Source organism: Reichenbachiella sp. (genome assembly GCF_033344935.1).
GTDB lineage: Bacteria > Bacteroidota > Bacteroidia > Cytophagales > Cyclobacteriaceae > Reichenbachiella.
In genome coordinates, this window is the sequence record NZ_JAWPMM010000001.1 from 489,043 (window position 1) to 504,033 (window position 14,991).

The window sequence follows — 14,991 nt, forward strand, 5'->3', positions numbered from 1 at the left end:
TATGGGACAGGTAGATGGATTTTTGACTTATAAAAGACACAGCCTCCAGTATGAGGAAGTGGAAAAAAGAACGAAGCATTACAAAGAATTTGTAAAGCCTGTTTCAGCAGAAGAAACCAACGAGCAAGCCGCTCGATGTATGGATTGTGGGATTCCATTTTGCCATAGTGGTTGCCCGCTAGGCAATAAGATTCCTGATTTCAACGACGCTGTGTATCGCAATGAATTTAAGGAAGCTTGGGGCATTCTAAAAAGCACCAACAATTTCCCGGAATTTACCGGTAGAATTTGCCCTGCACCCTGTGAGGGTTCATGCGTATTGGGACTAAACAATGACCCGGTAAGTATCGAGCATATCGAGAAGACAATTGCAGAAGAAGCATTTGCACAGGGTTGGGAAACCACTCATACCGTAAATATCAAGTCTGGCAAGTCAGTGGCCGTCATCGGCTCTGGACCTGCAGGATTGGCTGCTGCAGATCAGCTATGCAAGCAAGGACATGACGTTACAGTCTTCGAACGTGACACACAGCCTGGTGGACTCTTAAGGTTCGGTATTCCTGATTTCAAATTGGAGAAAACTGTTGTCGAAAGACGCGTGAATCTGATGAAGGATTCTGGTGTGAAATTCGAATGTGGTGTGGAGATTGGCAAAGACATTTCTGCCAAAGAAATCGAAACAAAATTTGATGCCATTGCGATCTGTACGGGTAGTACCGTGGCCAGAGACCTACCGATTCCAGGAAGAGAATTGAATGGTATTCACTTGGCCATGAAATTTTTGAAAAACTCAAATAAAGTAGTGTCTGGCGAAGATGCTGAAATAGTAGCCGAAATGAACGCTGCTGGCAAAAACGTGATTGTGATCGGTGGTGGTGATACAGGATCCGACTGTGTGGGTACTTCTATCCGTCAAGGGGCAGAAAGTGTGACTCAGATCGAATTACTAGACAAACCATCTGAAGGCAGAACGGAGGCCAACCCATGGCCAGAATGGCCAATGGTTTTGAGAACTTCTACTTCTCAAAAGGAAGGTTGTGAAAGAAACTGGTCGGTACTCACCAAAGAGTTTATCGGAAACGACAAAGGTGAAGTAACAGGCCTAAGAGTAGTGGATGTAGAATGGACCGACAAGGCCTCATTCAAGTTCGAAGAAATAGAAGGATCTGAGCGTGTTTTGCCATGCGAAAGAGCTTATCTAGCCATCGGATTCATGCACCCACAAAAAGAAGGGTTGCTCGAAGAACTAGGTATAGAAACTAATGAGCGTGGCAACATCCAAGATGAGATGTATCGAACCAATAAAGAAAATGTATTTGCAGCGGGCGATTGCCGAAGAGGCCAATCCCTGGTGGTATGGGCCATCAGCGAAGGTCGCAAAGCTGCCTATTCAGTCAACAAGTTCTTAACCAAATAAAAATGGTAAATCTAGATAGAATGCTAAGTAGTTTTCTCATATAGAAGTTGGTAAGGGCTTCAACCTAGTCGGAAGTCATTTGTTGGATTAAAACCCCGGTACCAGTGGTTTAGGTATTGGGGTTTTTTTGTTTATAGTAGTGTAATGATGTGATTCGGTTGTTTTGTTATCTTTCACCCAATACATTACGAGTATGAAATCATTTCCCTTCCTAACCACATCACAATATTTAAATATAATTCGTTTTTCGGTCGGTCTCATGCTTATGGCACATGGTGCCATCCGGCTCTATGCCGGAACTGTTGGTGGGTTTGGAGAGTTTTTGAATGCAAAAGGGTTTTTCATTGGGTCTGCAATAGCATGGAGCATAACTGTTTTTGAACTATTTGGAGGAGTTTTATTAGCTCTTGGTTATTTTCATCGAGTGATTTGCGCTGGTTTTATATCTATTCTGTTCATGGGCATTATTCTGGTTCATATTAATAATGGTTGGTTTGTTGTCGGTTATGGCTCTGGTGGAGCTGAGTACAGCGTCTTACTAATTTTATGCCTATTGTTAGTGTCTTCAACAGACGAATGATAGATCCAATTCTTTCATTTAAAAAGAGTTTTTATGACTCTCACGGAATTATTATTTCTTGCTTTCAAAAAGAAAAAGAAAGCCAAGAATATGGTGCCTGCAGATATGAAATTAATGGAAAGAAAATCATAAGCCGAAATGCCAAAATCACTCCCAAAAAAGTAGGGCAGTTTGTGACCGTTTGGAAGAGATCATCCGAAGGGATTACTCAGCCTTTTGAAGAATCGGATAATTTCAACTTATTGGTTATCAATGTTAGAAATGAAGATCAATTAGGCCAATTTGTTTTTCCAAAATCAATCCTTATTGAAAAGGGAATTATAACTTCTAACAAGAAAGAAGGCAAAAGAGGTTTTCGTGTTTATCCACCCTGGGATGAACCAACGAATAGTCAAGCCACTAGAAGCCAAAAGTGGCAAATCGGGTATTTTATAACATCAGAAGACTCATATGAAGCTGTGATGAATTGCTACCAGCAGATTTAATCTTATTTTACTATTTTAGAGGTACATCAATATTTATGAAAACCTCCTTCCTTTATATGGTATTTGTGTTCCTAACTTTTTATCAAGGGTTTGGACAAAGCTATGAGGTCAATCAGAGGGAAGTCATATACATTTTCCTCAATACCGCTGAGGATTCTAACAATAAATATACAGCAGCTTACTACGATTCTATTCAACTGAATAATGAAAAACCTGAAGTAATATTTTTCTGTCATTTGGCAAAATCCCTTCGTCTTTCTATCAGTGATATCCCCAAAGCTACACAGGAGTTGATCGAGGCTAAAAGTTGGTTTTCAAAAGAGGAAAGCCTGAAAGAGTATAAGCAATATTTATCATTGGCCGAAGCGAGCCTTTATCAGCATTTGGGAAAGTATGATAAGGCCAATCTATTGATGGATCAGTCAATTGTAAAATTTGAAGAAAGTCAAAATGAGCCTATGGCGCTGATCTCTAGAAGTTACAAGGTCCGAAATTTCATATCTGGAGGTCAGTATGATGAAGGTTTTGATGAAATCAACTACTTATTTAATTCATTAAACCCAGATGTAGATGTCTTTGAAAACAAGGATCAACTTGAAAAGTTTAAAATCACACTCTGGAATCACAATGCTACATTATGGACTACCATATCAAATCTGCATCGAGATAGCATTGGGCCCGCACAAAAAGTACTGAAACATGTGATCACTCTGGCTAAGAAAAAAGGCTTCGAACATGCTTACTACAATACCACTGGAAACCTGTCATACTTGCATTACCTCAATCAAGAATATGAAAGTATGATACCGTTAGCTCTGGAAGATTTATCCTACTCCACAGCAAAGAACAGTGTAGAAAGTGTCGGTGGCTTACATAGTGTATTAGCGGATGCCTATCTACAATTGGGAATGAAGGACAGCGCAATCTATCACATCAAGAAAGCAGAATACTATTCGAAGTATTTAAAGAATAAATACATTCATCAGATATTCATGGATGTGGCACACAGGTATTATAAGTCTACGGGAAACTTGGAGGCGGCATTCGAGTCTTTAAATGAGCAGTATGAAGCCATAAACGAAATTCATAAATCAATTGCTCAAATCAATTTTGACTTATCCAAAGCAGAAAATGACTTGTCACAGGCGGAAGAACGCATTGATCTATTAGATCATAAAAACCGCCAAAACATAATAATCAATTGGCTTCTTGGTTTATTGCTTTTTAGTATTGGTTTGCTTGCATTTAATTTTTATCGACTGCACCGTACACAGAAGAAGTTCCGAGATAAGCTTGAACAAATGAACCACAGCTTAGAGAGTGAAATCGAGCGACGAACCAAAGAAGTGGTAGAACAAAGTGAAAAAATTAAAGCAGCAGCTTATCATAATTCACATCGCACGCGTGCTCCTGTGGCGAGATTGTTAGGCTTGGTAGATATATTAAACACTGAGATTCCATCCGAGCGAGAAGAAATAGCGGAATACATTCGTCAATCAGCAAGAGAGATAGATGAAGTGATCATCGACATGAATGAGGTACTTTCTGATAATAAGGGCACTTAAAAAAACTTGAGGTTTCAGTGTTTTGACCTGAGCAATCATTCATCTATCTGGGCGAGATTGTGGGGATAATTACCACTAGTTAGATTAGTCTTAATAATTAACTGTCAGGACTATGAAGCTACTCTTCTCCTTTCTTGTTTTTTCCTGTTGTACTCAAGCTGGATTAGCACAAATCACACATTTGATACAATCAAGGGCGCTAGCAGAAGATAGGTCGATCAATATTCAACTTCCACAGGAGTATAATAATACTTTTGATAGCTACGGGGTGCTTTATGTGCTGGATGGGGAATATGTATATGACTACGCTGCTGGTACTGTTAACTTTTTGTCCAATGCTTTTGGTCATATTCCTCCACTTATTGTAGTGGGGATTCCAAATATTGACCGACTGAGAGATGTATATGTTACTAATGATGATAAAGACCCGTATGCCAAATTCCTTGAATTTATTGAGTCTGAATTGAAGCCTTTCATTGATTCAAATTACCGTACCAATGGCTTTGATATCATTTATGGCTGGTCATCAGCTTCTGACATCAGTATGCAGTTTTTTGTTACTAAACCTGATTTGTTTGATGCGCATATTCAATCAGGAACAGGCGTTGGACCTAAAACGGCGGCCTTTTTCTCTGAGCAGTTGAGCAAGCATAATTACAAAAACCGATACCTCTATGCGGGAACAGAGGGCTCAGGACCAAGGGCTGTAGGGCTCGAAAAGTATAAGAACCTCATAGATAGTTTAAGTCCGAAAAACTTAAAATGGAAGTTCGAATTGATATCTTCCTCTCATGTGGATGTACTAGCCGAGGGAATTTATAATGGGTTGAAATTTGTGTTCAACGATTTTTATATACCAGACTCCGTTGTATTGAAAGGTGTTGAAGAAATCAAGGGCTACTACGCTGACTTAGACAAAGCCTATGATTTTCAAGTTAAAATTCCGGTGGGCGCCTTTGGTGAATCGGCAGGTATTTTATTTCAAAGCAAACCAGGAGAAGCGGTTAATCTTCTAAAGTATGGGCTTACCATACACCCTGATTCGGCCGATCTGCATGGCTCTTTGGGCGAGGTGTATGAGTATCTGGATCAGACAGAATTAGCCATCAAATATTACAAATTGGCTTTTGAAAAATCTGTTCCAAAAAGTGCTGCCTCAAGGAAGTATCAGTACTTGTCGAAAAAGTTTGAGGACCAGAATTAAAAAAGCCTGACAACGCTATGCTATCAGGCTTGAAATATTCTGAATGGTACTATCCTAGTGCTTTTTCTAAGTCAGCGATCAAGTCTTCTACATCTTCGATACCCACGCTTAGTCGAATGAGTGAGTCTTTGAGTCCAGCCTTGATTCGCTCTTCTCTAGGAATAGCTGCATGAGTCATACTTGCTGGATGACCGCAAAGCGACTCTACTCCACCAAGAGATTCTGCTAGAGCGAAAAGTTTAAGCGTTTCCATCACTTTAATCGCATCATCGATTTTATCATTTTTCAGTACGAATGAAATCATACCGCCAAAATCTTTCATTTGCTTTTTAGCAATGTCATGATTCTTGTGCTCTTCAAACCCAGGCCAGTATACCTCTCCTACTTTAGGGTGTGATTTTAAAAAGTGAGCTACTCGTCGACCGTTTTCACAGTGACGTTGCATTCTGATATGCAAGGTTTTAATCCCTCTTAAGGCTAAGAAACAATCCTGAGGACCAGCTACCGCGCCGCTTGAGTTTTGAATGAAAGCTAACTTTTCTTTGAGTACATCATGGTTAGTCATCAAACAACCCATCACTACATCAGAGTGACCGGCTAAGTATTTGGTCACAGAGTGTAATACTACGTCAGCGCCTAGATCTAAAGGGTTTTGCAGGTATGGAGTGGCAAATGTGTTGTCCACACAAAACATGGCTCCAAATTTTTTACAAACACCAGAAAGCCCTTTGATGTCAATAATGTTCATCATTGGGTTTGATGGGGTTTCGGCCCACACCATTTTGATTTTGTTCGAGAAGTGTTCTGAGATTCTATTCAAGTCTCTCATGTCAATAAACTTGAACTTGATGCCGAAATCCTGATATATCTTCGTAAAGATTCTATAAGTGCCACCATACAAATCATTAGATGCTAAAACCTCATCACCAGGCTTTAATAATTTCAATATCGCATCAGTAGCCGCCAAGCCAGATGCGAAACATAAACCATGTTGTGCATTTTCCAGGGCTGCCAAGTTATTTTGGAGCGCGTCTCTTGTTGGGTTTTGTGTTCTTGAGTATTCGTAACCTTTGTGTTGACCAGGTGATGGTTGCACATAGGTTGAAGTTTGATAGATCGGAGTCATTATGGCTCCTGTGCTTGGATCCGGTTCTACTCCTGCATGAATGGCTTTAGTACCAAATTTCATAATTTCTTATTTTAATGCAGTGATGCTTTGTTGTGAAAGCAATTAACTTCGCTTTGCACCACTTTAATTTAAGTAATTCTCTCGTGATTTTGAGCGACAAATGTAATCAATATCGCATATTCGCCGTGTTTTTTTGAATAGACTATTTTCATACTTGAATAAACATAGATATTCTTCATTTTTCAATAATCGAAGCGGCATGTTCATGCTTATGGCTTGGATGACTCTGATGCCTTGGTTTTCAACAGTATCGCTTTCCTATTTGGCACTTGAGCATGAAGAATTGATCAGATCATTTTCCTTATTACAGTGGTTGTGTTTTTTTACCATTTGTATTTTCAGCATGGGACTGGCGATTACTCCTACTACTTTTATTTCTTTGGTAAGCGGTTATTTTTTAGGATACCATGCCATTATTCCTGTGGTGCTGAGTTATCAATTGGCTTCTCTAGTGGGGTATGGGTTAGCCCAAAAATTGGATAACCATACAATAGATTGGGTAGAGGAAAGGTTCCCCAAGTCTGCTCCTATTTTTGCCAATGTTGAAAGTCGACAATGGCTCACTACATTTCTGGCGAGGATTTCTCCGGCTTTACCCTTTGGGTTAATGAATGTAGTCTTAGCAGTTTCTGGCGTCAGGTTTGGACCTTTCTTTTTGAGCGGTCTCTTAGGTATGTTGCCGCGCACACTTTTCTTTATTTGGTTGGGTGCGCAGGCACCCATGCTCGTCGAAGCCGTGCAAAGTAATGACTACTTTGGACTATTTATAGTGCTCAGTGTTGCAGGTATATTTGGGTTATTTTATATCCTGAAACCTAAGCCTTAAAAAACTCATCCAATTTGCCGTCGAGCATTTTTTGATCTTTGATGTATTTAGGATCAAAAAATTCATGCCCCGGCATATTTTCAACATGCAAAGTCTGAGTAGGATAGGCAAACTCAACACCCAAATGTTCTGCCAATTTCAGTACATCCAATAAGATTTCCTGTCTGAATTTCAACTCATCAGTCCATGAAGCGGCCTCAAAAAATATGTAAAACAAAATATCTAAAGAGTGGGCGCCGAGATCATTAAAGTGAATCTCGTACTTTTCATCATTGGTTTTAGGGTGCTCTTTGACGATACGGTTTAGTCCTTTAACAAAAGCTTCAATGAGACTCGGTGGGGTGTCGTATTTGATTTGAATAGTGGTCTTAAACCTTCTCATTCGTCTCAGGCCATTGTTGTCAATGGTTCGATCAGCCAATTGGCCATTAGGCACTGAGACTACCGAGTTTCTGAAAGTACGTATTCTTGTAGACCTAAACCCTACTTCTTCGACCATACCATCGATGTCTCCAGATACAATCCAATCTCCAATTTGAAATGGCTTGTCCACGAAAATCATGAACGAACCGAAAAAATTCTTGATGGTATCCTGAGCAGCTAAAGCAAAGGCCAAGCCACCAATAGAAAGACCAGTTAAAAGAGGTAAGATAGGTACATCCAAGCTATCTAGAATGACCAAACCACCGATTACAACCACGCCTACCCTTAGCACTTTTCTGATAATAGGAATAAGCTGATCATCTAATGTACTCTCCGTGCGGTTGACCAAACGGGTTAGATAGACGTCTATCACACTAGTCAATTGATAAAGTGCGATCATGCCATAAAGAGGGATCAAACCTTTCAGGGCGAGCACTACATAGTAGCCAACCAACCGAGGTAATTCTAAGCTTGGATAAAGCGCTCCAATGAAAAAGAATACCATGAGCATTCCTGCTGGCCTGGCCACGGGCAAGATGTATCTACTCCCAATGTGCCGTTGACCAATTTTATCCAGTAAACGAATAAATATGCGTTCGAAGATGATGGAGAAGATATATCGGATAAGAAAACAAAGCGCAAAAAGGATGGCAATACCTATCCATTGCCAAAGTTTCAACCCTAGGAAATAGGTGCTCAAACTTGTTTTTTCCATTTCTAATCCGATCAAATTTTTGGGATCGAATTTGAATAATTCTTCATGAACCTGATCGATGGATTCCATAACCTCAGGTTGAAATTGCCAGCGTCCTCGCTTTTTTTGTAGGAAGATTTCCGGGTACCTGCTGTTTATTACATATACATGTTCATTGTGCACGGAATCAAAATAATCTGGATAGGTTGGCACCTTATCGAAGAAAATGAATATCCCGGCTCCGTCTAACACCTGCTCTAGCTTCTTAGCGTATTTCACCTTCTGCCCCACAGTCATCTGCGGGTTGTTGAACAGAATAGAAGCAGCTTCCCAATTACTATTTTCAGACGAAATATTGGATACGAACGTATTTAGTGCCAGATAGGGGGTTTCAAGTCTACTGGTAATCGTGTCATTGGGATTTGCCAGAATCGACTGAGAGTAAATAATGAAAAGGCAGATGAAAATATTTCGCATGTTGATCGAATTTATCCTGTAAAGTTATTTCCGTTGAGCCAAAAACCAAGCATAAAGATCTCCGCCTGCGTATACCCGTTTCCAGGTGTCATGACCCATGTCTGCTTCGACTGTAAACCGAACTTCATGGCCCAGCTTCTCTAGTTCATTGAGACCAGGATAAAAATACTGTTCTTTAATCACTAAATCTCGACCTCCTGCAAAACACCAGATGGGTACTTTGTTTTCTGCCAAGGGTTTCATCAAGTCTTTGTGTCCCCAGCCGACTACTGGGCTGATGGCGGCAAAAAGCTCTGCATGTTTACTCCCCATATACCACGTGCCAAACCCGCCGTAGCTCAAACCTGTTAGGTAAATCCTCGATTGATCAGTTTGATAATTAGTATTCACCTGATCAAGCATGTTCAGTAGGTCACTTTCTACTTGCTCCCAGCCCATTGGAGGTCCATAACTCTTGTAGGGATAAACTTCATCTGCCGGACTTCCTTGCATGAGTGTATCAATGACCCATTTAGGTTCACGTGGAGGAACACCAGTTTCAAGCCTTTTTGGTAGCTGATCTAAAGTGCGTTCAGCGAGGTACTTAGCGTATTTGTCCCTACCAAACATGTGCAGCTGAGGGGCGATGATAATAAATGGCAAATCTCTTTTTTGTATCCAAGCCTCATACAATGGGCCGTGAACCATGACAAAGTCCAATTCTGTAGTTCCATTTCCTCGTTCTCCGTTGCCATGCAAGAACATCATGACCGGCCACTTTTTTTTCGGGTCATCTTGATAGCCTTTTGGTAAATACAATAAGAACTCTCTTTTCGATTCATCGGCTTCACTGGTGTAAGAAATTCGTTCTAAACTGGCAGTGGATTGAGCATGAAGAAGTGGAGCATTGATAAGCAAAATCAACGCTAGGATGATTTGAGAGTAATTTATTAAAAACATTTGAAGAAGGAATGAAAAGGTAATCGACAATAAAAGAAAAGCTCCGAATTTCGGAGCTTAATATTAATTCAATTTAAAATGTTTATTTAGAATACTGAGGTACAAATGGCCAAACTTATCGTAACACCATTTTTTTAGAGCTTCCAGCTCCCTTCCAACTAGCCTGATTGCTTTTGCTAGTTCTTTGTCAAACAAATTTTTATCAAAACTGACTTTTGAAAGAATTGTTTTAGAATATTCCAGCATGGATTAAGTGGTTTGTTAAATTTTATTAAATAAACCTGGTGACACGTTTGCCACCCATCAAATTGCACCTGAAAATAAGAAATATCATTTAGATTAGCAATTTTATTCTTCTAAACGGTCATGCGGAAAGTAGGGTTTTTGTTCTTAATTATTTTATTGTTAACTGGTGTTAAATCATTCGGTCAGCAAGTGAGTATTGACTTAGGTCCAGATGAGATTGCAAGCAATCAAGCCTTTACGATTACGCTTACTATTCACAATGAACGGTTAGAGAATTATTCCTCGTTTCCCGAAATTCCGGGATTTGTAAAGCGGGGCACCTCGTCTTCCTCTTCTACCAACTTCATAAACGGAAGAAGAAGCTCTTCTCAAAGTATCATTCAAAATTATGTAGCCACAGCTGAAGGCGAATTCACACTCAATTCGTTTGTCATGAAAGTCAACGAACAGACCTATCGAGTAAAAGGGAAAAAAATAAAAGTAGGGCCACCCGCCCAGCGTAGACAGCGCAACGACCCTTTTGGCAGTGATCCATTTCAAGACTTTTTTGGCAGGCAGGAGGCTCCGCAAGAATTTGTGGATGTGAAAGCCGATGCTTTTTTGGCTTTAACCACGGATAAATCTTCCGTTTATCCAGGAGAAGGATTTACGCTGACTTTAGCTTTTTATGTGGCCAGCAACAACCGCGCAGACATGAGGTTCTATGAACTGAGCAAGCAGATTCCGGAAATCATGAAAAAAATCAAGCCAGCCAACTGCTGGGAGGAGAATTTCAATATTGACAACATTACAGGCGAACCGGTAGAAATTAATGGCGAAAGCTACACGCAGTTTAAAATTTATCAGGCAGCCTATTACCCATTGAACAATGAAACGATCAATTTTCCCAAAGTCGGTCTGGATTTAATCAAATACAAAGTGGCTAAAAACCCGACTTTCTTTGGACGAAATAAGCAGGAGGAGATAGTTACATTCAATACGAAACCAAAACAGGTTACTATAAAGGAATTGCCCCCGCATCCACTCAAAGAAAGTGTGACTGTTGGGAATTACAGATTGAAAGAAAAACTCTCCAGCCAAACACTGAAGACTGGAGAAAGCTTCAACTACGCCTTTGACGTCACAGGCGAAGGTAACATTTCAGCCATCGGTGAACCTCGATTGTATGAAGATGAGAATTTTGATATCTATTCTCCTAATATCCGTCAGGATATTAGCCGAGGACATGGGAAAGTAAGAGGAACCAAGTCCTTCAGCTATTACGGTATCCCAAATGAGCCTGGAGAATACGCTTTAGGAGATTACCTTCAGTTTATTTATTTCAATGTAAAAACTGAAACCTACGACACGCTTCGGTCTGATATAATATTGACTGTGACTGGAGAAAGCAAAAAAAATGAGTACATCCTGTCCAATGACATGGGATCGTTTTATGATGCCATGGATATTCAGAGCAATCAATTGCAACCTTTAGATGCCCAGGATCGCATGCGCAGTATGGCCAACATTGCCATATTTGTATTGATTGGCCTCGTGGCTTTGGTAATGTTCAAAAAATAGGACTTCCTGTTAATAAAATCGCACTTCAGAAGCGAATTTCAATTAATTTTGATCTTTAGTTCAATTGCCTTCAATACTATCCGTCATTGCGAGCGGCTAGCGAAGCAATCTCTTTTTTATTCGAGTAATCTAATATGAGTAATTCATTCGGATCTTTATTCAAGATCACTACATTTGGAGAATCACATGGCAGAGCCATAGGAGTAACTATTGATGGTTGTCCAGCCGGCATTGAGGTAGACGAAGCCTTCATCCAATCCGAGCTAGAACGAAGAAAACCCGGCCAATCCAAGATTACTACGCAGCGAAAAGAGCCAGACAGTTTTGAGATCTTATCCGGCGTGTTTGAAGGTAAAACTACTGGAACTCCTATCGCCATGGTCATTCACAATACCGATCAGAAAAGTAAGGATTACGCTCATATTGCCAAGTCATACAGACCATCTCACGCTGATTTTACCTATCAGGAGAAATATGGGATAAGAGATTACCGTGGAGGAGGCAGAAGTTCTGCACGCGAAACAGCCGCCAGAGTAGCAGCTGGTGCGTTGGCCAAACTTGCCTTGCGCCAATTGGGCATTGAAGTCTTCGCTTATGTGTCTCAAGTAGGCGATTTGAAAACGGAGAAGTCCTACCTAGAGCTAGATCTTTCAAAAACAGAAAACAACATCGTGAGATGCCCGGATGAATCCATGGCCGAAGAAATGATTTCATTCATTGATGGCGTTCGTAAAAATGGAGATACTGTAGGGGGAGTTGTCACTGGCGTGATAAAAGGTACTCCGGTTGGGCTAGGCGAGCCGGTCTTTGACAAACTGCATGCTCGACTGGGTGCAGCTATGCTCGGTATCAATGCAGTGAAAGGCTTCGAATATGGCAGCGGATTTGAAGGGGCCAAAATGAAAGGCTCAGCGCACAACGACATCATCGAAAAAGATGGAGATCAAGTAAAAACTCGCACCAACCTATCTGGCGGTATACAAGGAGGTATTTCCAATGGAGAAGACATTTACTTCAATGTGGCTTTCAAACCAGTAGCTACCATCATGCGCGATCAGGAATCGGTAGATCAGGATGGAAATAAAATAACCGTTTCTGGTAAAGGAAGACATGATCCGTGTGTCGTACCAAGAGCCGTGCCTATCGTGGAGGCCATGTCTGCTTTGACTATTCTCGACTTTTATCTGTTGAATAAATCGAGAAGATTGTAGTGCTTTGCCGCATTTATTGCCATAGCCGTCAAGCTAAGGTTTTCTCGACTGAATTTGTGGTTTGGGCATGGTATCCCAGTTAGGAATACCTAGTGTTCTTCCCCATATTTGTTTGATTTTTAAATGAACAAAAAGGCGGGCTTTTGATGTATTAGTGACCTGCCTTTTTTCTTTCTCAAAAATACTGTTTGGGGAAGAACCGACAAGAAATTTCACAACTAATTGAGGCTAAGGCCAGTTGTTTTTCAGGCTGTTTAAATAAGATTTTTTCTAAAGAGAAACTTGATCTTTTGGCCAGGGAGAGTGGCTTTGTACAGCGTAAGTCACGTTTGGACGCATCTAAGTTCCTTGATCTACTTCTTTTTTGTGATCAGTACCTAGATCAAGTGAGCCTTGAGGATCTGGCCAATGGTTTTGTTGAGCAACATGGTTTGTCTATTTCAAAACAAGCCGTCCAAGAGCGGTTCAATATCAAGGCTGTCGAATTTATGAGTGCTTTGCTTAGCCAATTGCTGGCTGGGCAGCTGAATTTGAACCCATCTGAACAAAACAAATTTAAGCGGTTCAATCGGGTGATGGTCAAAGATTCTACACGGTACACGCTTCCAGAGGCTTATGCCAAAACGTTCAAAGGTCATGGAGGCCAAGGCAGCAAGGCCCAGATCAGTATCCAGTATGAATATGATTTGCTTACCAATGTCACTCAAAGGCTGGAATTGACGGCAGCCTGCCGTAATGATCAAACAGATTCTAGGCAAACCCTGGGCGATATCGAAAAGGGAGACCTCTTGGTTCGGGACTTGGGCTATGTGACCCAGCACTATCTGAAGCATGTTTCCCAACAAGGGGCTTATTTCCTGAACCGCTTAAACAGCAGGTGGGGCGTTCAGGATGTGGACCAGGCTCCAATCGACTTTTCTGCCATATTGAGAAAACTCAACAAACACACATTGCCTGCTTTAGAGCTGGAGGTGAAAATCGCAGATATGCCGATGCGAATGATTGTTGCAAAAGTGCCCGAGCAGGTTTACAAACAACGTTTATTGAGGGCTGAAAGAGCAGCCCATGGTAGACACAAGGTCAGTAAAGAGTATAAAACAAGGGCATGGCTGAACATATTTATAACCAATGTGCCAAAAGCATGGGTTTCCACTTCACAGGTTCAAGGCATATACCGCACCCGCTGGCAAATCGAACTTGTATTCAAAGCCTGGAAATCACAAGCCCGAATTGACAAAATGAAAGCTATGAAACAGGAAAGATTCCAGTGCCAGCTTATTGCCCGCTTTATCTGGATCATGCTCCACTATCAAGCCTTCAGGTTAATAGAACAGGGCTTGCTTGACCAAGGAATGGCTATACGGTGCAGTCAGAATAAATTTTTCAAAACAGCTTTTAGGCTATCTAATGACCTCAAGAAAGTTGTTTTTGAAGACCAACCCCTAGAATACTGGTTTAAAAAATTACTCATCCGATCTGATAGAAAATATCTCACTGAAACCAAAAACGGAAAACAAAATGTGTTTAAGACCATAAACAACTTCTTAACTTGACGGCTATGGCATTTATTGCGGCATCTGCTACCCACACATCTGTCGTCGAGTCTGGCAGTTCGTAGAATAAATCTGCGTACTACTGCAACTTTAGGGGAATACCATAATTGAATTTTTAGGTAGTTAAGCGGATGCCTGAAGGTGTTTTTGAGAAGTAATTTTACCCTTTAATTATTTCAAAAACACAATCAGAACATGACAACTTTTTATGAAAAGGAAGGCGTGGTAAAAGCCAGTGCTAATGTAGCATCGGGAACCATGACCGTGCAGTGGGATTCATTACTCGATGACAAAGCCATCGAAGAATGCTGTGAAGCTCAAATCGAGCAAGTAAAAAAGGGAATTAAAGTATTATTGTTGGATGTTGCGACTGCTAATGGTGTGCCGTCACAAAAAAGACAAGATTGGTTTGAAAGCCATCTGTTCCCTAATTTCTCTTCCCTCGGTCTAAAGGCATCAATTACGATTTTACCAAAGAGTGCTTTGACTAAACTGGCCTCTAAAAAATGGGTGAAAAATGCTGGAACATTTAAGTTCGATTCGTTTGAAGCAGGGAGTTTGTCGGATGCACAGGAGCTAGCGCGTCAGCTCTAGTTACCATCCATATAAGGAATAAAAAGCG

13 protein-coding genes are annotated in these 14,991 nt (G+C 40.8%); 10 read left to right on the forward strand and 3 right to left on the reverse strand.

Annotated elements, in window-relative coordinates; genetic code table 11:
- The first annotated feature begins 1 nt into the window (after nt 1).
- The 5 genes from R8N23_RS02000 (at nt 2) to R8N23_RS02020 (ending at nt 5,251) form a co-directional block, all read left to right on the forward strand.
- Nucleotides 2-1,417 carry a glutamate synthase subunit beta gene (locus R8N23_RS02000; RefSeq protein WP_318169891.1) on the forward strand — a complete coding sequence of 472 codons (1,416 nt, stop codon included), beginning with the start codon at nt 2-4 and terminating at the stop codon, nt 1,415-1,417.
- A 193-nt stretch (nt 1,418-1,610) separates the two neighbouring features.
- Complete coding sequence (locus R8N23_RS02005) at nt 1,611-1,997, forward strand: DoxX family protein (RefSeq protein WP_318169892.1); 387 nt, start codon at nt 1,611-1,613, stop codon at nt 1,995-1,997.
- Entirely contained in the window at nt 1,994-2,482 is a 489-nt protein-coding gene (locus R8N23_RS02010; protein WP_318169893.1) for a MepB family protein, read from the forward strand. The genes R8N23_RS02005 and R8N23_RS02010 overlap by 4 nt, the downstream gene beginning before the upstream one ends.
- Before the next feature lie 35 nt (nt 2,483-2,517).
- Nucleotides 2,518-4,047 carry a hypothetical protein gene (locus R8N23_RS02015; RefSeq protein ID WP_318169894.1) on the forward strand — a complete coding sequence of 510 codons (1,530 nt, stop codon included), beginning with the start codon at nt 2,518-2,520 and terminating at the stop codon, nt 4,045-4,047.
- A gap of 112 nt (nt 4,048-4,159) precedes the next feature.
- On the forward strand, nt 4,160-5,251 hold the full coding sequence (locus R8N23_RS02020) for an alpha/beta hydrolase (protein WP_318169895.1): 1,092 nt from the start codon (nt 4,160-4,162) through the stop codon (nt 5,249-5,251).
- 49 nt (nt 5,252-5,300) lie between these two features.
- Here the strand turns inward: R8N23_RS02020 and R8N23_RS02025 are convergent, their stop codons facing one another.
- Nucleotides 5,301-6,440 carry a PLP-dependent aspartate aminotransferase family protein gene (locus R8N23_RS02025; RefSeq protein ID WP_318169896.1) on the reverse strand — a complete coding sequence of 380 codons (1,140 nt, stop codon included), beginning with the start codon at nt 6,438-6,440 and terminating at the stop codon, nt 5,301-5,303.
- A 154-nt stretch (nt 6,441-6,594) separates the two neighbouring features.
- Here R8N23_RS02025 and R8N23_RS02030 point away from each other — a divergent pair, with 154 nt between their 5' ends.
- On the forward strand, nt 6,595-7,266 hold the full coding sequence (locus tag R8N23_RS02030; RefSeq protein ID WP_318169897.1) for a TVP38/TMEM64 family protein: 672 nt from the start codon (nt 6,595-6,597) through the stop codon (nt 7,264-7,266).
- Here R8N23_RS02030 and R8N23_RS02035 read toward each other — a convergent pair.
- Together R8N23_RS02035 and R8N23_RS02040 are read right to left on the reverse strand one after the other, a co-directional pair.
- Nucleotides 7,256-8,860, reverse strand: a complete 1,605-nt coding sequence (locus R8N23_RS02035; RefSeq protein ID WP_318169898.1) for a mechanosensitive ion channel family protein — start codon at nt 8,858-8,860, stop codon at nt 7,256-7,258. The genes R8N23_RS02030 and R8N23_RS02035 overlap by 11 nt on opposite strands.
- 24 nt (nt 8,861-8,884) lie before the next feature.
- The gene (locus R8N23_RS02040) at nt 8,885-9,799 is read right to left on the reverse strand and encodes a prolyl oligopeptidase family serine peptidase (RefSeq protein ID WP_318169899.1); all 915 of its coding nucleotides are present in this window, start codon (nt 9,797-9,799) and stop codon (nt 8,885-8,887) included.
- Between the two features lie 366 nt (nt 9,800-10,165).
- Here R8N23_RS02040 and R8N23_RS02045 point away from each other — a divergent pair, with 366 nt between their 5' ends.
- From R8N23_RS02045 to R8N23_RS02060, 4 genes are all read left to right on the forward strand, one after another.
- On the forward strand, nt 10,166-11,605 hold the full coding sequence (locus R8N23_RS02045; RefSeq protein ID WP_318169900.1) for a BatD family protein: 1,440 nt from the start codon (nt 10,166-10,168) through the stop codon (nt 11,603-11,605).
- Nucleotides 11,606-11,739: 134 nt separating this feature from the next.
- A complete protein-coding gene (gene aroC, locus R8N23_RS02050) occupies nt 11,740-12,816 on the forward strand; it encodes a chorismate synthase (RefSeq protein ID WP_318169901.1) in 1,077 nt (358 codons plus the stop codon).
- A 188-nt stretch (nt 12,817-13,004) separates the two neighbouring features.
- Entirely contained in the window at nt 13,005-14,369 is a 1,365-nt protein-coding gene (locus R8N23_RS02055; RefSeq protein WP_318169595.1) for an IS4 family transposase, read from the forward strand.
- A 195-nt stretch (nt 14,370-14,564) separates the two neighbouring features.
- Nucleotides 14,565-14,963 (forward strand): hypothetical protein, encoded by a 399-nt coding sequence (locus tag R8N23_RS02060; protein WP_318169902.1) that lies wholly within the window; start codon nt 14,565-14,567, stop codon nt 14,961-14,963.
- Nucleotides 14,964-14,991: the final 28 nt, after the last annotated feature.